This window comes from Streptococcus hyointestinalis (assembly GCF_011039275.1).
In the GTDB taxonomy this organism is placed as follows: Bacteria; Bacillota; Bacilli; order Lactobacillales; family Streptococcaceae; genus Streptococcus; species Streptococcus hyointestinalis_A.
Genome location: NZ_JAAKGB010000001.1, coordinates 507880 through 527113 on the forward strand (window position 1 = coordinate 507880; position 19234 = coordinate 527113).

At 46.7% G+C, this 19234-nt stretch carries 22 protein-coding genes; all 22 read left to right on the top strand.

Annotated elements, in window-relative coordinates:
• Window positions 1-70 precede the first annotated feature (70 nt).
• Complete coding sequence (gene asnA / locus G5B60_RS02700) at window positions 71-1063, top strand: aspartate--ammonia ligase (RefSeq protein ID WP_164682495.1); 993 nt, start codon at window positions 71-73, stop codon at window positions 1061-1063.
• A gap of 435 nt (window positions 1064-1498) precedes the next feature.
• Window positions 1499-2563, top strand: coding sequence for a histidinol-phosphate transaminase (hisC, locus tag G5B60_RS02705; protein WP_164682497.1), 1065 nt, complete (start codon window positions 1499-1501; stop codon window positions 2561-2563).
• Complete coding sequence (locus tag G5B60_RS02710; RefSeq protein WP_164682499.1) at window positions 2556-3527, top strand: ATP phosphoribosyltransferase regulatory subunit; 972 nt, start codon at window positions 2556-2558, stop codon at window positions 3525-3527. Before hisC ends, G5B60_RS02710 begins: the two co-directional genes overlap by 8 nt.
• Window position 3528: 1 nt before the next feature.
• The gene (gene hisG / locus G5B60_RS02715) at window positions 3529-4194 is read left to right on the top strand and encodes an ATP phosphoribosyltransferase (RefSeq protein WP_421038683.1); all 666 of its coding nucleotides are present in this window, start codon (window positions 3529-3531) and stop codon (window positions 4192-4194) included.
• Window positions 4166-5455 (top strand): histidinol dehydrogenase, encoded by a 1290-nt coding sequence (hisD, locus tag G5B60_RS02720; protein WP_164684116.1) that lies wholly within the window; start codon window positions 4166-4168, stop codon window positions 5453-5455. Before hisG ends, hisD begins: the two co-directional genes overlap by 29 nt.
• Window positions 5452-6036 carry an imidazoleglycerol-phosphate dehydratase HisB gene (hisB, locus tag G5B60_RS02725; RefSeq protein ID WP_164682501.1) on the top strand — a complete coding sequence of 195 codons (585 nt, stop codon included), beginning with the start codon at window positions 5452-5454 and terminating at the stop codon, window positions 6034-6036. The genes hisD and hisB overlap by 4 nt, the downstream gene beginning before the upstream one ends.
• Window positions 6033-6656, top strand: coding sequence for an imidazole glycerol phosphate synthase subunit HisH (gene hisH, locus G5B60_RS02730; RefSeq protein WP_164682503.1), 624 nt, complete (start codon window positions 6033-6035; stop codon window positions 6654-6656). Before hisB ends, hisH begins: the two co-directional genes overlap by 4 nt.
• The gene (gene hisA / locus G5B60_RS02735; protein WP_164682505.1) at window positions 6634-7356 is read left to right on the top strand and encodes a 1-(5-phosphoribosyl)-5-[(5-phosphoribosylamino)methylideneamino]imidazole-4-carboxamide isomerase; all 723 of its coding nucleotides are present in this window, start codon (window positions 6634-6636) and stop codon (window positions 7354-7356) included. The genes hisH and hisA overlap by 23 nt, the downstream gene beginning before the upstream one ends.
• On the top strand, window positions 7350-8108 hold the full coding sequence (gene hisF / locus G5B60_RS02740) for an imidazole glycerol phosphate synthase subunit HisF (RefSeq protein WP_164682507.1): 759 nt from the start codon (window positions 7350-7352) through the stop codon (window positions 8106-8108). Before hisA ends, hisF begins: the two co-directional genes overlap by 7 nt.
• Window positions 8105-8422, top strand: coding sequence for a phosphoribosyl-AMP cyclohydrolase (hisI, locus tag G5B60_RS02745; RefSeq protein ID WP_164682509.1), 318 nt, complete (start codon window positions 8105-8107; stop codon window positions 8420-8422). Before hisF ends, hisI begins: the two co-directional genes overlap by 4 nt.
• A 9-nt stretch (window positions 8423-8431) precedes the next feature.
• The gene (hisE, locus tag G5B60_RS02750; RefSeq protein WP_164682511.1) at window positions 8432-8746 is read left to right on the top strand and encodes a phosphoribosyl-ATP diphosphatase; all 315 of its coding nucleotides are present in this window, start codon (window positions 8432-8434) and stop codon (window positions 8744-8746) included.
• Window positions 8747-8857: 111 nt separating this feature from the next.
• Entirely contained in the window at window positions 8858-9397 is a 540-nt protein-coding gene (gene rsmD / locus G5B60_RS02755) for a 16S rRNA (guanine(966)-N(2))-methyltransferase RsmD (RefSeq protein ID WP_164682513.1), read from the top strand.
• A gap of 9 nt (window positions 9398-9406) precedes the next feature.
• Window positions 9407-9700: a hypothetical protein gene (locus G5B60_RS02760; RefSeq protein WP_164682515.1), complete on the top strand. Its 294-nt coding sequence runs from the start codon at window positions 9407-9409 to the stop codon at window positions 9698-9700.
• The gene (gene coaD, locus G5B60_RS02765) at window positions 9697-10191 is read left to right on the top strand and encodes a pantetheine-phosphate adenylyltransferase (RefSeq protein ID WP_164682517.1); all 495 of its coding nucleotides are present in this window, start codon (window positions 9697-9699) and stop codon (window positions 10189-10191) included. The genes G5B60_RS02760 and coaD overlap by 4 nt, the downstream gene beginning before the upstream one ends.
• Entirely contained in the window at window positions 10181-11248 is a 1068-nt protein-coding gene (locus G5B60_RS02770) for a SepM family pheromone-processing serine protease (RefSeq protein WP_164682519.1), read from the top strand. Before coaD ends, G5B60_RS02770 begins: the two co-directional genes overlap by 11 nt.
• Before the next feature lie 45 nt (window positions 11249-11293).
• Window positions 11294-12061 (top strand): epoxyqueuosine reductase QueH, encoded by a 768-nt coding sequence (locus G5B60_RS02775; RefSeq protein WP_164684119.1) that lies wholly within the window; start codon window positions 11294-11296, stop codon window positions 12059-12061.
• 33 nt (window positions 12062-12094) lie between these two features.
• A complete protein-coding gene (locus G5B60_RS02780; protein ID WP_164682521.1) occupies window positions 12095-13426 on the top strand; it encodes a bifunctional metallophosphatase/5'-nucleotidase in 1332 nt (443 codons plus the stop codon).
• Window positions 13427-13451: 25 nt separating this feature from the next.
• Window positions 13452-13994: a YutD family protein gene (locus G5B60_RS02785; protein WP_164682523.1), complete on the top strand. Its 543-nt coding sequence runs from the start codon at window positions 13452-13454 to the stop codon at window positions 13992-13994.
• Between the two features lie 38 nt (window positions 13995-14032).
• Window positions 14033-15124: a 23S rRNA (adenine(2503)-C(2))-methyltransferase RlmN gene (gene rlmN / locus G5B60_RS02790; RefSeq protein WP_164682525.1), complete on the top strand. Its 1092-nt coding sequence runs from the start codon at window positions 14033-14035 to the stop codon at window positions 15122-15124.
• 23 nt (window positions 15125-15147) lie between these two features.
• On the top strand, window positions 15148-15645 hold the full coding sequence (locus tag G5B60_RS02795; RefSeq protein ID WP_241154546.1) for a VanZ family protein: 498 nt from the start codon (window positions 15148-15150) through the stop codon (window positions 15643-15645).
• A 113-nt stretch (window positions 15646-15758) separates the two neighbouring features.
• Window positions 15759-17495 (top strand): ABC transporter ATP-binding protein, encoded by a 1737-nt coding sequence (locus G5B60_RS02800; protein WP_164682526.1) that lies wholly within the window; start codon window positions 15759-15761, stop codon window positions 17493-17495.
• Window positions 17492-19231 carry an ABC transporter ATP-binding protein gene (locus tag G5B60_RS02805; protein ID WP_164682528.1) on the top strand — a complete coding sequence of 580 codons (1740 nt, stop codon included), beginning with the start codon at window positions 17492-17494 and terminating at the stop codon, window positions 19229-19231. Before G5B60_RS02800 ends, G5B60_RS02805 begins: the two co-directional genes overlap by 4 nt.
• Window positions 19232-19234: the final 3 nt, after the last annotated feature.

Consider the following 19234-nt stretch of genomic DNA (forward strand, 5'->3'; position numbering starts at 1 on the left):
ATAGGTGTATAATAGCTTTATCTTATTTTAGTAATACTTTAAGAATCTTGATAGAAAAGGAGCAGAAAGCATGAAAAAAAGTTTCATTCATCAACAACAGGAGATTTCTTTTGTCAAAAATACGTTCACGCAGTATTTGATTGATAAGCTTGAGTTGGTCGAAGTTCAAGGACCAATTCTCAGCCAAGTCGGGGATGGTATGCAAGATAATCTTTCAGGTGTTGAACATCCAGTATCTGTCAAGGTTTTACAAATCCCAGATGCTGAGTTTGAAGTCGTGCATTCACTAGCAAAGTGGAAACGTCATACCTTAGCTCGTTTTGGTTTTAATGAGGGAGAAGGGCTCTTTGTACACATGAAGGCGCTTCGTCCAGATGAGGATTCTCTTGACCAAACGCACTCTGTCTATGTTGATCAATGGGATTGGGAAAAGGTTATTCCTGATGGTAGACGTGATATTACTTACTTGAAAGAAACGGTTGAAAAGATTTACAAAGCTATTCGTTTGACAGAGTTGGCTGTGGAAGCCCGCTTTGATATTGAGTCTGTATTGCCAAAACAAATCACTTTTATCCACACTGAGGAGCTTGTAGAGCGCTATCCTGAGCTTACTCCTAAAGAGCGTGAAAATGCTATTTGTAAAGAGTACGGAGCTGTCTTCTTGATTGGTATCGGTGGTGAGCTTGCTGATGGCAAACCTCATGACGGTCGTGCACCGGACTACGATGACTGGACCAGTGAATCTGAAAATGGTTATAAAGGGTTGAACGGTGATATTCTTGTATGGAATGATGCCTTAGGAGCTGCTTTTGAGATTTCTTCAATGGGAATCCGTGTTGATGAGGACGCACTTCGTCGTCAAGTCGCTATAACAGGTGATGAGGACAGACTAGAGTTGGAATGGCACCGTACACTCCTTAGAGGGTTCTTCCCGCTAACTATCGGTGGTGGTATCGGTCAATCTCGTTTGGCGATGTTCTTACTCCGTAAAAAACACATTGGTGAAGTGCAATCAAGTGTGTGGCCAAAAGATGTTGTTGAGAAATTTAGCAATATTCTCTAAAGAAAAGATAGGCAAACCAGGACTTTCGTAGTCTTGGTTTTTTAGTTACGCATTTGTTAAATATAATATTTTTTGAGAAAATTCTGTTTTTAGCTTGCATTTTTCAGAAATTTCGGTAAAATATTATCTAAATCAAAGCGAAGAGAGAAAAACGTCTGAGACGATTTGGACAGAGAGTGCATGGTTGCTGAGAGTGCATGTGAGTCTTAGATACACATTCTTGAGTGCAGATGCGAAAGAATACGAGTAGTGTTTGACGGTTGGCGGTCGTTATCACGCTAGAAGTTGATAGACTTCCAGAGGGTCAGCTGGTGACAGTTGGCTAAATCGAGGTGGGACCACGTGGAAACGTCCTTGCAAAAGTTTTTTTGCGAGGGCGTTTTTGTTTGTTTTTTCAAACTATCGCTGAATGAAGAGAAGAAAGAGGAGCTGGCTATGACAGAGATAAGAGGATTACGACAGATAGCGCCTTACGTGGCGGGAAAACAACCTGCTGACCAAAAGATGATAAAGCTGAATACCAATGAAAATGCCTATCCCCCTAGCCCAAGGGTAATAGAGAGCTTGCAGGCTTTTGACGCTAAGTCTTTAGCTCGCTATTCTAGTTTAGATCAGGCAGAGCTTAAGGGGGCTTTAGCACAGCAGTTGGGGGTGTCAAGCGAGCAACTCATCGTGGGAAATGGCTCTGATGATATCTTGTCGCAAGCTTTCCTGTCTTTTTTCAATAGTAGCCTGCCTGTCAAATTTCCAGACTTGACCTATGGTTTTTACAAGGTTTGGGGGGAGCTCTATCATGTGCCTTATGAAGAAGTGCCGTTGACGGATGACTTTGAGATTGATTTTTCAGACTATGTTGGAGAATGTGGCGGTGTTATCATTGCTAATCCCAATGCTCCGACTGGACGGTTTAAAGGTCTTGATGAGCTAGAGAGTTTGCTAAGAGCGCACCCAGATGTGGTGGTGATTGTGGATGAGGCTTATATCAACTTTGGTGGGCAGACAGCGATTTCCTTACTGGATAAGTACGACAATCTCTTTATCACACGGACGTTTTCAAAGGACGCTAGTCTAGCAGGGCTTCGTGTGGGCTATGGTATTGGGAGTCGTCGATTGATAGCCGTCATGGAGGCGGTCAAAAATTCGGTTAATCCTTATGCGGTGGATAGTTTGGCAGAAGCTTTGGCAACAGCTGCGGTGGAGGACTGGGGCTACTATGAAAAGACTTGTCAACAGATAGCAAGAACTAGGGACTGGTTTAGCAGAAGTTTAGCGGACTTGGGCTGGAAAGTGGTGCCTAGTCAAGCAAATTTTGTCCTCGCAAAGCCAAGGCAAGTCGCAAAAGAAGTTTTTGAAGCGCTAGAGCGTAAGCATATCTATGTGCGCTATTTTCCAAAAGTGGAGCGTATCAGGGATTACTTGCGGATTTCTATCGGGACGGACAAGGAGATGAAGCAGGTGCTTGCGGTACTTAATGCGCTAGAAGGAGGACGGAATGAATAAGACAACTTTGCCGATAGGCATGCATGATAAGCTTTTCAAGCGGGCACGAGCGTCTTATGAGATTGAGCGAACCATTAGTGATTTGCTGATTGGTCGTGGGTTCAATCGGATTGAGACGCCGACGATTGAGCATTTTGAGGTGTTTTCTGACCGTGTGGCGACAGACCAGTACAACTTTTTTGGTGCAGATGGGGCGCTTCTAACGCTTCGTCCTGATGTGACCAGTCAGATTGGGCGCCTCATTGCTTCGACACAGGTTAAGCCACCGATTAAGTTTTCTTATTCGGGCAAGGTTTTCAGACGTCATGAGGATTTGCGTGGGCTTGAAAATGAAAGCACGCAGGCAGGGATTGAGCTTGTGGGCTACGAGGCGAGCTTAGCGGTGCGTGAGGCGATTGAGACCGCCAACGCAGCTCTGCGTGCTACAGGTGTCACTAACTACACATTTGAATTTTCACATGCTAAGATTTTACAACACCTTTTTACCACTTTGCAATTAGATGAGGTAAAGACGGCTGAACTAAAAAACTTGATTGCCAATAAAAATATCACAGGGCTTTATGGTTTTACAGTGGACAATCCTAGTCCTTTTGACGCTTTTATCCGTGAGTTGCCTTATCTGTTTGGAAAAGGCCATGTGGTGCTTGAGACGGCACGACAGTTGACAGACGATGAGACCTTGCTTGCTGTCTTTGATGAGCTGGAGCAGGTTTTAAGGCAGGAGGACGACTTAGCAAGTGTGGCGCTTGATTTGGCGCAGGTGGCTAGCATGCCTTACTATAATGGCTTGATGTTTCGGGTCTTTGACGCTCATGTGCCCCATGCTTTTTTGTCTGGTGGGAGGTATGACCATCTCTTTGAGCGCTTTGGGGCGACAGAGCTAACAGCGGTGGGCTGGGCGATTGACATTGACGCTGTTTATCAAGCCATTCATGACCAGCTGACTTTTGAGAAAGGAGATTGAGATGACGATTACGATTGCTCTGACGAAAGGGCGGATTGAAAAAAGTACGGTGGATTTGCTGACTCAGGTGGGCTTTGACATGTCTTTTATGCAAGATAAGGGACGGCACCTCATCTTTGAAAGCCCTGATCAAGCCTTTCGCTTTCTTTTGGTCAAAGCGCCTGATGTGGCGACTTATGTGCGCCACGGGGTGGCGGATTTGGGCATTGTGGGCAAGGACTTGCTGATTGAGTATGCGACAGGGGTGCTAGAAGTGCTGGATCTCAACTTTGGATTGTGTAAATTTGCAGTAGCTTCAGTGCCTAGCTACAATCCGCAAGACCATAAGCGCAAGCGCATTGCTACCAAATATCCACAGGTGGCGCGCCAGCATTTCCATAAAAAAGGAGAAGATGTGGAAATCATCGCCATTCAAGGGTCGGTGGAAATTGCCCCTGTTCTAGGTCTTGCAGATGCTATTGTGGATATTGTGGAGACGGGCTCGACCCTTGTGGCAAATGGCTTGGTGGAGTTTGAGGACATTTGCCGTATCTCCGCACGGTTGATTGCCAATCAAGCGGCTATCAAAAACAAGCCAGAAGTGATTGCATTTATCAAGAAGATTGAAAGTATCGTTGGCAGAAAGGAGCAAGCATTTGATGAAACGTTTAGTCGGAAAACAAGATGACATTGTAGCGCAGTTGGTAGCAGACCGCCTCAAAAGTCAAGAAAATCAGACAAAAGTGGATGAAGCTGTGGCAGACATCCTTGCCTCTGTGCGTGAAAAGGGAGATGAGGCGCTCTATGCCTACAGCCAGCAGTTTGACAAGATGACTTTGACCAGTCTTGAGGTAGGAGAAAAGCAAATCCAACAAGCTTTTGACGAAGTTGCCCCAGCGGTTCTAGGCGCTCTCAAAAACGCCAAAGCTAATATCGAAAGCTATCACAGACAGCAGCTTGAGACAGGCTTTGAGGACCGCCCAAGTGACGGTGTTATCCGTGGTCAGCTGGTGCGTCCACTATCACGTGTGGGTGTTTACGTCCCAGGTGGTACGGCTGCCTATCCATCGTCTGTCCTCATGAATGTCCTGCCAGCCAAGATTGCAGGTGTCAAGGAGATTATCATGATTACACCACCGCAAAAGCACTTTAATCCTGCTATCTTGGTGGCAGCGAGTCTAGCTGGTGTGGACAAGATTTTCCAAGTCGGTGGGGCGCAAGGTATCGCAGCGCTTGCCTTTGGGACGGAGACGATTCCCAAGGTTGATAAAATCACAGGTCCTGGAAATATCTTTGTAGCGACCGCTAAAAAGCAGGTCTTTGGTCTGGTCGGGATTGACATGATTGCTGGTCCGTCTGAGATTGGCGTTATTGCGGACGATTCAGCCAATGCTCGATTTGTCGCAGCAGACTTGCTGTCTCAAGCGGAGCATGATGTGCTAGCGCGTGCCATTTTAGTGACCAATTCTGAAACCTTTGCGGATGCGGTGGAAAAAGAGCTGGAGAGGCAGCTAGCCACTCTGCCACGCAGGGACATTGCCCAAAAAGCGCTGGACAATCACGGCTGTATCATCATCACAGAAACGGTAGAGGAGATGTTTGCCCTCATGAATGAGGTGGCGCCAGAGCACTTGGAGGTGGCACTGGACGATGCTTACGATTATCTGGACTTGATTGAGCATGCGGGTTCCATTTTCCTTGGTCACTACACCAGTGAGCCGATTGGGGACTACTATGCGGGGACCAATCATGTCCTGCCGACATCAGGCACCGCTCGCTTCTACTCAGCGCTTGGAGTGCATGACTTTGTCAAGCGCATGCAATACACCCAGTACAGTAAGGAAGCTGTCAGAAAAGCCAGCACCGACATCACCCTACTAGCCTACGCTGAGGGCTTAGCCGCTCATGCACGAGCCATTGAAATCAGACAAGAAAAGGAGACATCATGAGACAAGCCAGTATCGAACGCAACACTGCAGAAACTAAAATCAAACTCAAGGTCAATCTAGACAGCCAAGAGCCTGTGGATATTCAGACAGGTGTCGGTTTTTTTGACCATATGCTGACGCTGTTTGCCCGTCATGGGCGTCTGAGCCTGGAGGTGGCAGTGGATGGCGACCTTTGGGTGGACAGTCACCACACTGTTGAGGATGTGGGCATTGTCCTAGGGCAGGCGCTAAGAGAAGCGCTGGGCGACAAGGCAGGCATTAACCGCTATGGTACCAGTTTTGTACCGATGGATGAGACCTTGGGCATGACAAGTCTTGACCTGTCTGGGCGCAGCTATCTGGTCTTTGACTGTGAGTTTACCAATCCACGGCTGGGTAATTTTGATACTGAGCTGGTGGAGGAATTTTTCCAAGCGCTAGCCTTTAATCTGCAAATGAACCTGCACTTGAAAATCTTGCACGGTAAGAACAACCACCACAAGTCAGAAAGCCTTTTTAAAGCCACAGGGCGTGCGCTAAGAGAAGCCGTCACGATCAACCCAGAGATACATGGGGTCAACTCAACGAAAGGAATGCTGTGATGATTGTCATTGACTACGATGCGGGCAATACCGCAAATGTCCTGCGAGCTTTAGATAAGGTGGGTGTTTCAGCCAAGCTCTCAAGAGACAAAGAAGACATTTTGCAGGCGGATGGTTTGATTTTACCAGGGGTTGGTGCTTTTCCAGCGGCAATGGAGCGCTTGAGTGACTGGGTCTTGGTGGAGGTCATCAAGCAGGCTGTCGCACAAGGCACACCGCTTCTGGGCATTTGTCTAGGCATGCAGTTGCTACTAGATGAGAGCTTGGAGCACAGACCAACTAAGGGCTTGGGCTTGATTGCGGGCACTTGCCGCCTCATTCCTGAAAAAGCAGGCTATCCTGTTCCTCACATGGGCTGGAACCAGCTGGCTATTCAGCAGGATAATGCATTGACTAGAGATTTGGACGGTCAGTCGGTTTACTTTGTCCACAGTTACTATACTGATGTGGCGCCCGAGTTTTTAAATGCCACTAGCCAGTACAGCATGGAAGTACCAGCCATGATTTCACGTGGTAAGGTTTACGGGGCACAATTTCACCCAGAAAAATCTGGCGAGGTTGGCTTGATGATTTTGAAGCGATTTAAGGAGGTTGTGGATGCAAATTTTACCAGCGATTGATATTAGAGGAGGGCGTGCGGTGCGCTTGGTCAAGGGAGACTTCGCCCAAGAAACCGTGGTCAATCAAGATGTTTTAGCGCAGGCACAGACCTTTAAGGAAGCAGGTATCCAGTTTATCCATATGGTGGACTTGGACGGTGCTGTGGACGGTCGTGCGACTAATCGTGACTTGATTGCGCAAATCAAGCGTGAGACGGGGCTAGGTATCGAGGTTGGCGGTGGCATTCGCACGCTGTCGCAGATTGAGGATTATCTGGCGGTGGGGATTGATCGTGTCATCATTGGTTCTATGGCGGTGAAAAGCCCAGATTTTGTCAAGCAGGCGCTTGAGACCTTTGGTGCTGACAAGATTGTGGTGGGCATTGACGCTAAAGCTGGTCGTGTGGCAACGGAAGGCTGGCTTGAGACCAGTCAAGTGCATTTTATTGACCTTGCCCTTGAGATGGAAAAGCTGGGCGTGACCTTGTTTGTCTACACAGATGTGGATAGAGATGGCACGCTGACAGGTCCAAACTTTGAACACTACACGCAGCTTGTGGATAAGTTGACGACAGCTCGTGTCATAGCTTCAGGTGGCATTCATGCCAAGAGCGACTTGGATAAGCTGGCGCAGCTAGGTGTCGCTGGGACTATTGTCGGCAAAGCTTACTATAACGGCAATATCAGCCTTGACGAGCTTAAGGAGGTGACGTCATGTTAGCCAAGCGGATCATTCCCTGCCTTGATGTCAAGGACGGTCGTGTGGTCAAGGGGGTTAATTTTGTCAATCTGACCGACGTTGGTGACCCTGTGGACAGCGCTCGTGCTTATTACGAAGCGGGCTGTGATGAGCTGGTTTTCCTTGATATTACAGCAACCAGTGATAATCGAGCTACGATGGTGGATGTGGTGGAGCGTGTGGCGAGTCAAGTCTTTATCCCTTTTACAGTGGGCGGCGGCATTCGCAGTGTGGCGGATATGCAAGCTATGCTGAGGGCTGGCGCTGACAAGGTCGCTATCAACTCTTCAGCTGTCTACAATCCTCAGCTCATCGCTGACTGTGCGCAAAAGTTTGGCAATCAGTGCGTGGTCGTTGCTATTGACGGCAAACGTCAGCCAGATGGCACTTGGCATGTCTATGTGGCTGGCGGTCGCAAGGACACAGGGCTAGATCTGATTGACTGGGTCAAAGAAGTGACTGCTCTAGGAGCGGGTGAGCTTCTCATCACCTCCATGGACAAGGACGGCACCAAGTCAGGATTTGACTTAGAGCTCTACCAAGCAGTAAGTAAAGTCACACAACTGCCTATTATCGCCTCAGGTGGCGTCGGGAGCGTTGCCGACTTCACGGATGTTTTTGAAAAGACCAGTGTGACAGGTGCGCTTGCTGCCTCTGTCTTTCATTACGGAGAGATTGAGATTCCACGTCTCAAAGAAGCTCTAGCGCAGGCAGGTGTGGAGGTGAGACGATGATAAAACTTGACTTTGATAAGCAAGCTGGCTTGATTCCAGCTATTATCCTTGACCATGAGACCAAGGACGTTTTGATGTTGGCTTATCTCAATGAGGAGAGTTACCAAAAGACCCTAGAGACTGGGCAAATGTGGTACTACAGTCGCAGTCGTGATGAGCTTTGGCACAAGGGGGCGACCAGCGGGCATTTCCAAAATGTCAAGTCTATCAAGACCGACTGTGATTGTGACACCTTGTTGATTGAGGTGGAGCAGGTGGGCGGTTCTGCCTGCCATACTGGTGCTACTTCATGCTTTTTCAACCAGATTTTATAAGGAGAGATTATGCTAGAAAATCTTTATCAAGAAGCTAAAAATCGCAAAAACAAGCCCAAGGAAGGCTCTTACACCAACTATTTGTTTGACAAGGGCTTGGACAAGATTTTAAAAAAAGTGGGCGAAGAAAGTAGCGAGGTTATCATCGCTGCTAAAAATGCCGACAAGGATGAGATTGCAAATGAAACTGCTGACCTGCTCTATCATTTGGCGGTCATGCTAGTTGAGACTGACGTTACACCAGAAGACGTCGCAGATGTCCTCAAGAGCCGTCAGGGCAAGCAAAGCTGTATCCACGACCGAGCAGAGATTACGGATTATTAAAAGTTATCAAACAGTAAGTCAAAACGATTTGCTGTTTTTTGCATTTTGTTTCCACAGGATAAATCTCACTTGAGATAGGAAACGCTCTAACATTGTGTTATAATAGATAGCATGAGAGTAGTAGCAGGAACATTTGGTGGTCGTCCGCTAAAGACCTTGGCGGGTCAGACGACACGCCCAACGACGGATAAGGTCAAGGGCGCTATTTTTAATATGATTGGTCCTTACTTTGAGGGGGGTCGTGTTTTGGATTTGTACGCAGGCAGTGGCAGCCTTGCCATAGAGGCGATTTCTCGGGGCATGACAGAGGCTGTACTTGTAGAGCGTAATCGCAAAGCGCAAGCTATTATCCTGGAAAATATCAAGATGACAAAAGCGTCCAGTCAGTTTCAGTTTCTGAAAATGGAGGCAAATAAAGCCTTGGATTTGTTGGATGGAGTGTTTGACTTGGTCTTACTTGACCCACCCTATGCCAAGGAAGAAATTGTAAAGACCATTGAACACTTAGAGGAGAGAGGACTTCTTGCCAAAGAGGCTATGATTGTCTGTGAGACGGATAAGGCGGTTGAGCTTCCAAAGACGATTGCTTCAGTTGAGCTATGGAAGCAAAAGACCTACGGTATCAGTAAAGTCAGTGTCTATGTGAGCTAGGAGAGCGTTATGGATATGAGGGGGCTTGTTTTTATAGTGATTGTGATGGTGATAGTGCTGATTTACCTTTTGTATCGGCTCAATCGCTTGGAGCAATATCTAAAACATTTTCATTTGAAAAATCAAGAGGGAACAGGTGCTCTGTCTCGTAGCAAAGACCCGATCTATCTATTGATGGCTGTGCTTTTAAGCTTACCTTTTTTCTTGGACTTTGTAGCCAATGGTTTGAAGCCTAGTCAGTTGACTGGTCTTTTCATCATTGTCATGGTGTTATGGTTTTACTTTAGTGGAGATGATAAATGACTGAAAAAATAGGTCTCTTTACAGGGTCTTTTGACCCTGTGACTCTGGGGCACATCGATCTGCTGACACGCAGCAGTAAGCTGTTTGACAAGCTCTATGTTGGGCTTTTTGCTAATCTGGCAAAGACCGGTCTTTTTACCATGGAGGAGCGTATGCACATGCTCAAAGAAGCGCTAGCGCCTTTGCCAAATGTCGAGGTGATTATGGCACGAGATGAGCTGGCTGTTGATGTGGCAAGAAGGCTAGGTGTGACACATCTGGTGCGTGGTTTACGTAGCAGCAAGGACTTGGATTATGAGGCTGAGCTCGCTTTTTTCAACCATCACTTAGAAGACAGCATTGAGAGTGTTTTTTTATTGGCAAAGCCAGAGCTTTCTCATGTGAGTTCTAGTCGTGTTCGGGAGTTGATACATTTTGGTGCGGATATTACGCCCTTTGTGCCAAAGAGTGTCCTAGTAGAAATGGAGAATAATAAAAGCTATGACAAGTAAGCAAGAAAAAAAGAAGTCCTTTTGGCAGCGATTTAAGTGGTGGCTAGTTGGTATTATCGCAGTCGTTTTTGTCCTCTTTAGCCTTTTTGTGCCACTTCCTTATTATGTTGAAATGCCTGGTGGTGCTTTTGACATCAAGTCCGTCTTGACCGTCAATGGCAAAGAAGATAGCCAAAAAGGGTCTTATAACTTTGTGGCAGTTGGTGTCAGTCAAGCCACTCTAGCCCAGCTCCTCTACGCTCTAGCGACACCAGATACGGTTATCGAGACAGAGCAGGACACGACAGGCGGCTACAGCAACGAGGACTATATCCGTATCAACCAGTTTTACATGGAGAGCTCGCAAAACACAGCTATTTACCAAGCTCTAAAACTCGCTGGTAAAGAAGTCACCATGGACTACAAGGGCGTTTATGTGCTCAATGTCGCAGACAACTCGACCTTTAAAGATGTCTTGCAGATTGCAGATACAGTGACAGGTGTCAATGGTAAGATCTTTGAGAGTTCAAAAGAGTTGATTGACTATGTGGGTGGCTTGAAGCTGGGCGATAAAGTGAGCGTCAGCTATACATCAGACGGCAAGAGTAAGACCGCAGAAGGTAAAATCGTCAAACTCAGCAACGGTAAAAACGGGATTGGTATTGGGCTAACGGACCACACAGAGGTCAACTCTCCTGTCAAAGTCGCCTTTTCAACAGAAGGTGTCGGAGGACCTAGCGCTGGCTTGATGTTTACTTTAGCCATTTATGACCAGGTGTCTGGGGAAAATCTGCGCAATGGACGTGTGATTGCAGGAACGGGAACTATTGAGTCTGATGGTTCTGTTGGTGATATCGGCGGAGCAGGGCTCAAGGTCATCTCAGCGGCGCAGGCTGGTGCGGAGATTTTCTTTGTGCCAAATAATCCAGTAGACAAAGCAGTCAAAAAGAAAGACCCAAGCGCTAAAACTAACTACGAAGAAGCCAAAGAAGCAGCCAAAAAGATTGGAACAGACATGAAGATTGTCCCTGTCACAACGCTTCAAGAAGCAATTGATTATCTAAAAAATACAAAATAAGGACGAGAGATGATGAAAGGACTAAGTGGGCTAGAAGGTTCAGCCATGATTAACGTGACTGAGGTTCTGTCAAAGATGAACCCCAATCAAAAGATAAACTACGACCGTGTCATGCAGCAGATGGTTAAGGTCTGGCAAAGAGAGACCGTACGACCAAAGATTTTGATGCATGTCTGCTGTGCTCCTTGCTCGACCTATACTTTAGAGTATTTGACGCAGTATGCGGATGTGACCATTTACTTTGCCAACTCAAATATTCATCCAAAAGCAGAGTATGAAAAGCGTGAGTATGTCACTAAGAAGTTTGTCAGTGATTTTAATGAGCGCACAGGCAATCACGTGCAGTTTTTAGCGGAGAGCTATCAGCCAAATGAATTTGTCAAGATTGTGCGTGGGCTAGAGGCTGAGCCAGAAGGGGGCGACCGTTGTAAGGTCTGCTTTGACTATCGTTTAGATAAAACGGCGCAAAAAGCGGTGGAGCTTAGTTTTGACTACTTTGGCTCAGCACTGACCATCAGCCCGCACAAAAATGCGCAGACCATCAACTCGATTGGTATTGATGTCCAAAAAGTCTATGCGACGAAGTACTTGCCCAGCGATTTTAAGAAAAACAAGGGCTATCTGCGCTCAGTTGAGATGTGTGAAGAGTATGACATCTACCGCCAGTGCTACTGTGGCTGCGTCTACGGTGCGACAGCGCAAGGCATTGACCTTGTCCAGGTCAAAAAAGAAGCGGCAGCCTTTATGGCGGACAAGCAGGAGGATAGCGATTTTTCACATATTCGTTTTGTTTATAAAGGAAAAGAAGTCTAGCTTTTACAGCAGTGCTAGAGGAAGGGAGGCGTCATGAGCGAGCATATCCGTTTATTACATATCAATGATTTGCATTCCCATTTTGAGGCTTACCCGAAAATCAAGCGCTTTTTTGAGGAGAAGCGCTCTAGTGAGCAAGTAGAGACCCTAACGCTGGACCTTGGGGACAATATCGACAGAAGCCATCCGCTGACAGACGCGACGCTAGGTAGAGCAAATGTCAGTTTGATGAATGACCTTGGCATTCAACTAGCGACTATCGGCAACAATGAAGGCATCGGCTTATCTAAAGATGTACTCAACCATGTCTATGACACAGCGCAGTTTCAGCTCATTTTAGGAAACCTAGAAAGTCAAGGGCAAAGACCTAGTTGGGCGCAGCCTTATCATCTTTACAAGACCAAGAAGAGCACGACTATTGCTTTTCTCGCTTACACCTTTCCCTACACGGCGACTTATGAGCCAAATGGCTGGCAGGTGCTTGACCCGCTGGCTTGTTTGGCACAAGACCTCGAACGTCCTGAGGTAAAGGCAGCTGATTTTCGCATTGTCATGAGTCATTTGGGCATTCGCTATGATGAGAAGATTGCTGAGAGCTTTGGGGCGGTTGACCTTATCATTGGTGCTCATACGCACCATGTTTTTGAAGAGGGCAAACAGCTGGGTACGACTTATCTAGCTGCGGCTGGCAAGTACGGGCAGTATGTCGGTGAGATTAACCTCTTTTTTGACGACCACAAACTAGAGGATATCGACATCACAGCGCATGAGACTAGGTGTTTGTCTAGTCAGACTGGAGATGACGCATTTGTTTCTCACTTAGAGGATGAAGGGCACCGACTGCTGCAAAAATATCCGATAAAGACCTTTACAGAGGATTTTGACCTTGAGAAGAGTTGTCAGCTGGTTATGGCTGCTATGCTTGACTATGCTAAGGCTGATGTGGTGATTATCAATTCTGGCTTGGTGGTGACACCTTTTGTCAAGGAGTTGAGTCGAGATAGCTTGCAAAAGAGCCTGCCTCACCAGATGAGACTCGCTGTTGTCGAGATCGACAAGGCAGCTCTTTTAGAGATTTGTCAGGATATTTACAGCGAAGCCCTTTTTCTCAAAAATGAAAAAATCCGTGGCATGGGCTTTCGAGGGCGTGTTTTTGGCGATATTGTCCAAAAAGGTTTTACTTACAAAAATCATGAAATAGTGTATAATAGTCATATTGCCAAAAAGGAGAAGCTGCGCTTGGTGCTTGTGGATCAGTATGTCTTTGCACGCTACTTTGAGGCACTCAAAGCCTATCCAGCACAGCTCCTTTTTCCCGACTTGCTACGAGAGGTCATCGAAAAATACATCGTCAAAACGTTTTAAAATCTAGTGACTAGAGAGGAGTCTTATGCGTAAGGAAATCTCAGAAGAGATGTATAACTACAACAAGTTTCCTGGACCGCAGTTTGTGCTTGTCGGTGACAAGGTAAAAAGTGACAGTTATGAGTTTAGCTTGATTGACAATGAAAAATCAGCTTTTGATGCCACTGCCTTTACGCAACGCTTTTCAGAAGTGCTCCTCAAGTATGACTATATCGTCGGTGATTGGGGCAATGAACAGCTGCGCCTAAGAGGTTTTTACAAAAAAACACCTAAAGGCAAGGAAAACAAAAACATCACAAGACTAGAAGACTACCTCAATGAATATTGTAACTTTGGCTGTGCTTACTTTGTACTTGAGAACCATGAGCCAGAGGAAATCTTCTTTGAGGAAGAGCTTGTCACCAAAAGAAAGAAAAAAAGTAACAAAAAAGAGCGCCAAAACTATCCATTCAAAGACAAAAAACGAAAAGATAGCGTGCGCCGAGACAACAAGCGTAGACGTCGCCAAGAAGAACGTGCGATTAAGGATGCTAGAGCGCAGTTTGTCATCAGAAAGAAAGAAAAATAACAGAGGAGGAAGGCAGCAAGAAGCTGTTTGAGAGTGATATGAAACCATCGATTTATAGTTTAACCCGAGATGAGCTGATTGAGTGGGCGATAGCGCACGGGGAGAAGAAATTTAGAGCAACGCAGATCTGGGATTGGCTCTACCGCAAGCGTGTCCAATCGTTTGAGGAGATGACCAACATCTCAAAAGATTTTATCGCCCTTTTAAATGAAAACTTCTGTGTCAATCCGCTCAAGCAACGTATCGTTCAAGAGTCAGCAGACGGCACGGTCAAGTATCTCTTTGAATTGCCAGATGGGATGTTGATTGAGACTGTCTTGATGCGTCAGCACTACGGGCTTTCTGTCTGTGTGACGACCCAAGTTGGCTGTAACATCGGCTGTACTTTCTGTGCCAGTGGTTTGATTAAAAAGCAACGTGACCTAAACAGCGGTGAAATCACTGCCCAAATCATGCTGGTGCAAAAGTATTTTGACGAGCGTGGACAGGATGAGCGTGTCAGCCACGTCGTGGTCATGGGAATTGGTGAGCCTTTTGATAATTACGACAATGTCATGAAGTTCTTGCGCACGATCAACGACGACAATGGACTGGCTATCGGTGCTCGTCACATCACCGTCTCAACATCAGGACTTGCTCACAAGATTCGTGACTTCGCCAACGAAGGCGTTCAAGTCAACTTGGCAGTCTCTCTACACGCACCAAACAACGACCTGCGCTCAAGTATCATGCGTATCAACCGCTCTTTCCCGCTGGAAAAACTCTTTGACGCTATTGAATATTACATCGAAAAAACCAACCGTCGTGTGACCTTTGAGTACATCATGCTCAACGAAGTCAATGACGGCGTGGAGCAGGCACAAGAACTCGCTGACTTGACCAAAAACATCAGAAAGCTGTCTTATGTCAACCTCATTCCGTATAACCCTGTCAGTGAGCACGACCAGTACAGCCGTAGTCCTAAGGAACGTGTGGCAGCTTTCTACGACGTGCTCAAGAAAAATGGCGTCAACTGCGTCGTGCGTCAAGAGCACGGAACAGATATTGATGCAGCTTGTGGACAATTACGCTCAAACACCATGAAGCGTGACCGTCAAAAGGCAGCGGCAGCGCTAGGAGCTAAGAAGTGAGTCGCTTCTTTAAACAGCTCGGCTTGTGGGATGATACACTGACACTAACTACAAAGGGCAGACGCTTGGTTTGGATTTTGATTGGGCTATACAGCTTGATGATTGCCTACATGTGCTTTGGTCCTCAGCATGTTGTTGCTGGCGTGGAGACACCAAACATCCAGCATGTGGGACGTCTGGTCTTTTTGCTGGTTCCCTTCAACTCGCTGGTCAGTCTAGGCGAGATAGAGAGCGCTTGGCAGTTGTTTTGGGTGATTGGGCAAAATGTGGTCAACTGCTTTTTGCTCTATCCCTTGATGTTGGGCTTGCTAGCGCTCTTTGAGGAGCTTCGCACCCCAAAGCGCAGTCTTCTTGTCACTTTTGGCTGTAGCCTCTTTATCGAGTGCACACAGCTTCTTATCGACGCTCTCTTTGACGCCAATCGTGTCTTTGAGGTTGATGACCTCTGGACCAATAGTCTAGGAGGGCTCTTTGCTCTATGGACTTATCGTTTTTTAGTGAAATGGCTCAGCCACTCTTAAATGTCAAACAGCTTGTTTTTCAAACGGCTGTTTTTGTCGTGTTGAGAAATAAAATAATTGTCAAATGCCCTTGAAACCTGTATGATAGGATAGATGAAAATGAGGAGGAAAACATGTCTATTATTAGGAGACTGTGGTGGTTTTTCAGACTGGAAAAACGGCGCTATCTGATTGGGATTTTCTCACTCAGTCTCGTTGCCGTGCTCAATCTCATTCCACCAAAAATTATGGGAGCTGTGATTGACAGTATCACAGAGAAAAAACTGACGACAGATAAACTGCTGCTCAGCCTGCTTTGGCTGGTACTGGCCGCGCTTGCTATGTATGTGCTGCGCTACATTTGGCGCATGTATATCCTAGGCACGTCCTACCGCTTAGGGCAAATCATGCGCTACCGTTTGTTTGAGCATTTTACCAAAATGCCACCCAGCTTTTACGAAAAATACCGTACGGGTGATTTGATGGCGCATGCAACCAATGACATCAACTCACTGACACGCTTGGCTGGTGGTGGGGTTATGTCGGCTGTCGATGCTTCTATCACAGCGCTGGTGACACTGTTTACCATGTTTTTTACCATCTCATGGCAGATGACTCTGATAGCAGTGCTGCCTTTGCCTTTTATGGCGTATGCGACCAGTCGTCTTGGGCGCAAGACCCACGAGAGCTTCAAGTACTCGCAAGCCGCCTTTTCAGAGCTCAATAACAAGGTTCAAGAAAGTGTCTCAGGTATCAAAGTCACCAAGTCCTTTGGCTACCAAGAAGCGGAACTAGCGGATTTTCAGCGGGTAAATGCCATGACTTATCAGAAAAACATGACAACCATGAAGTACGATGTCATGTTTGACCCCTTGGTCTTGCTCTTTATCGGAGCGTCTTATGTCTTGACGCTTCTAATGGGGTCTGTTATGGTGGTCAAAGGTCAAGTCACAGTGGGGAGTCTTGTGACTTTTGTGACTTATCTTGATATGCTGGTGTGGCCTTTGATGGCGATTGGCTTTTTGTTTAATATGATACAGCGTGGTAGCGTGTCTTACAGTCGGATTGAGGAGCTGCTCAGTCAAGAGTCTGATGTCAAAGATCCAGAACACCCTATTGTGCCTGCTGAAAATGGTGACCTTGTTTATCATATCGACGCCTTTCACTATGACCACGAGGCAACGCTCAATAACATCCACTTCACGTTGAAAAAAGGACAGACCTTGGGAATTGTCGGGCAGACTGGATCTGGTAAGACTACCTTGCTGCGCTTGCTGTTGCGTCAGCACGATGTCACACAAGGCAGCATTACCCTCAATGGACACAATCTCAAAGATTATCGCCTAGAGGATTTGCGCAAACTCATCGGCTATGTGCCCCAAGACCAATTTCTCTTTGCCACAACTATCCTAGAAAATGTCCGCTTTGGTAATCCTGAACTCAGCAGAAATGCTGTTGCAGAAGCGACCAAGCTCTCGCAGGTCTACGAGGATATCATGGCAATGCCAGAGGGTTTTGACACGGTTGTCGGTGAAAAAGGTGTCAGCCTGTCAGGTGGGCAAAAGCAAAGGATTGCCATGAGCCGTGCTATGATTTTAGACCCAGAGATTTTACTGCTGGATGACTCTCTGTCAGCTGTGGACGCAAAGACCGAGCATGCTATTATCGATAATCTGCGAGAGACACGGCAACATCAAACCACGATTATCACAGCGCACCGCCTGTCAGCTGTAGTGCATGCTGACCTTATCTTGGTCTTACAGGATGGCACTATTATCGAGCAGGGGCGTCATGAGGACTTGCTAAAAGCAGACGGCTGGTATGCCAAGACCTACGCCTCTCAGCAGTTAGAAATGGAGGAGACGCTATGATAAATACTAGTCAATGGGCTGTTTTTAAGCGCTTGATGACCTACCTCAAACGCTACAAATGGTTGACCGCACTGGCGCTGGCTTTATTGCTGCTAACGACCGTTATCAAAAGTGTCATCCCGCTTTTAGCCTCGCACTTTATCGACCACTATCTGCACGCCCTCAATCAGCCCGCTATGCTGCTTTTACTGGGCTATTATGGGCTTTATGTCCTGCAGAGTATCATCCAGTATTTTGGTAATCTCTTTTTTGCTAAGGTGTCTTACCGTATCGTGCGTGATATTCGCTATGATGCCTTTGCCAATATGGAGCGCCTAGGCATGGCTTACTTTGACAAGACACCTGCAGGCTCTATCGTCTCTCGTATCACCAATGATACCGAGGCTATCAGTGATATGTTTTCAGGTATTCTCTCAAGCTTTATCACGGCGATTTTTATCTTTTCTGTGACACTCTACACCATGCTGCTTTTGGATTGGCGGGTGACGCTTTTGATTATCCTCTTTTTGCCCTTTATCTTTATCTTAGTTAATCTCTATCGCAAGCTGTCAGTGAGCGTGATTGAAAAGACTAGAAGTCTGCTCAGTGACATCAATAGCAAGCTATCTGAGAGTATCGAGGGGATTAAGATTATACAGGCATTTGGGCAGGAGAAGCGCCTGCAAGAGGAGTTTGAGGACATCAACGCCGAGCATGTCGTCTATGCCAATCGCTCCATGCAGCTGGACTCTCTCTTTTTGCGCCCAGCTATGTCGCTTTTAAAACTGCTAGCTTATGCGGTACTCATGGCTTACTTTGGCTTTCGTGGCATGCAGTTAGGGATTTCTGCTGGGGTCATGTACGCTTTTATCCAGTATATCAACCGTCTCTTTGACCCTTTGATTGAGGTGACGCAGAACTTTTCAACCTTGCAGACCTCCATGGTGTCGGCTAGTCGTGTTTTTGATTTGATTGATGAGCGTGGCTATGAGCCTGAGCAAGAAGAGGGCACAGACACGATTAGTCAGGGTAATATCGCCTTTAAAAACGTCAGCTTTAGCTATGATGGTAAGCGTCAGATTTTGGATAATATCTCCTTTGAGGTGAAAAAAGGCGAAACCATTGCCTTTGTCGGCTCAACAGGCTCTGGTAAGTCCTCTATTATCAATGTCTTTATGCGTTTTTACGAGTTTCAAGCTGGCGAGATTCTCATTGACGGTGTAGATATCAGACGCTACAGTAAGGATGAGCTGCGCAAGAACATCGGTTTAGTCCTGCAAGAGCCTTTTCTCTATCACGGTACCATTAGCTCCAATATCAAGATGTATCAGGATATCAATGAGGAAGAGGTGAGAGCAGCAGCTGAGTTTGTGGATGCTAGCCACTTTATTGATAAGCTAGAGAAGGGCTATGGCCAACCCGTTAGCGAGCGTGGCGGTAGCTTTTCAACAGGGCAACGCCAGCTCCTAGCCTTTGCTAGAACCGTCGCTAGCAAGCCAAAGATTCTCATCCTTGATGAGGCGACTGCTAACATCGACTCAGAGACCGAAGCGACGGTGCAAGCCTCGCTTGAGAAAATGCGAAAAGGGCGCACTACTATCGCCATTGCCCACAGGCTATCCACTATCCAAGACGCTGACTGTATCTACGTGCTAGATAAGGGGCGTATCATCGAGCAAGGACGCCACGAAGAACTCCTCGCTCAAAAAGGCACCTACTACCGCATGTATAGCCTGCAAGCAGGGATGATGAACTAACAA

Excerpts from the sequence above, each read along its gene's own strand:
- hisC (WP_164682497.1), top strand. The coding sequence starts at position 1,499 with ATGACAGAGATAAGAGGATTACGACAGATAGCGCCTTACGTGGCGGGA.
- hisE (WP_164682511.1), top strand. The coding sequence starts at position 8,432 with ATGCTAGAAAATCTTTATCAAGAAGCTAAAAATCGCAAAAACAAGCCC.
- hisI (WP_164682509.1), top strand. The coding sequence starts at position 8,105 with ATGATAAAACTTGACTTTGATAAGCAAGCTGGCTTGATTCCAGCTATT.
- hisF (WP_164682507.1), top strand. The coding sequence starts at position 7,350 with ATGTTAGCCAAGCGGATCATTCCCTGCCTTGATGTCAAGGACGGTCGT.
- G5B60_RS02780 (WP_164682521.1), top strand. The coding sequence starts at position 12,095 with ATGAGCGAGCATATCCGTTTATTACATATCAATGATTTGCATTCCCAT.
- G5B60_RS02785 (WP_164682523.1), top strand. The coding sequence starts at position 13,452 with ATGCGTAAGGAAATCTCAGAAGAGATGTATAACTACAACAAGTTTCCT.
- hisD (WP_164684116.1), top strand. The coding sequence starts at position 4,166 with ATGAAACGTTTAGTCGGAAAACAAGATGACATTGTAGCGCAGTTGGTA.
- hisA (WP_164682505.1), top strand. The coding sequence starts at position 6,634 with ATGCAAATTTTACCAGCGATTGATATTAGAGGAGGGCGTGCGGTGCGC.
- hisB (WP_164682501.1), top strand. The coding sequence starts at position 5,452 with ATGAGACAAGCCAGTATCGAACGCAACACTGCAGAAACTAAAATCAAA.
- G5B60_RS02770 (WP_164682519.1), top strand. The coding sequence starts at position 10,181 with ATGACAAGTAAGCAAGAAAAAAAGAAGTCCTTTTGGCAGCGATTTAAG.
- G5B60_RS02760 (WP_164682515.1), top strand. The coding sequence starts at position 9,407 with ATGGATATGAGGGGGCTTGTTTTTATAGTGATTGTGATGGTGATAGTG.
- asnA (WP_164682495.1), top strand. The coding sequence starts at position 71 with ATGAAAAAAAGTTTCATTCATCAACAACAGGAGATTTCTTTTGTCAAA.
- G5B60_RS02710 (WP_164682499.1), top strand. The coding sequence starts at position 2,556 with ATGAATAAGACAACTTTGCCGATAGGCATGCATGATAAGCTTTTCAAG.
- G5B60_RS02800 (WP_164682526.1), top strand. The coding sequence starts at position 15,759 with ATGTCTATTATTAGGAGACTGTGGTGGTTTTTCAGACTGGAAAAACGG.
- G5B60_RS02775 (WP_164684119.1), top strand. The coding sequence starts at position 11,294 with ATGATTAACGTGACTGAGGTTCTGTCAAAGATGAACCCCAATCAAAAG.
- rsmD (WP_164682513.1), top strand. The coding sequence starts at position 8,858 with ATGAGAGTAGTAGCAGGAACATTTGGTGGTCGTCCGCTAAAGACCTTG.
- rlmN (WP_164682525.1), top strand. The coding sequence starts at position 14,033 with ATGAAACCATCGATTTATAGTTTAACCCGAGATGAGCTGATTGAGTGG.
- hisG (WP_421038683.1), top strand. The coding sequence starts at position 3,529 with ATGACGATTACGATTGCTCTGACGAAAGGGCGGATTGAAAAAAGTACG.
- G5B60_RS02805 (WP_164682528.1), top strand. The coding sequence starts at position 17,492 with ATGATAAATACTAGTCAATGGGCTGTTTTTAAGCGCTTGATGACCTAC.
- coaD (WP_164682517.1), top strand. The coding sequence starts at position 9,697 with ATGACTGAAAAAATAGGTCTCTTTACAGGGTCTTTTGACCCTGTGACT.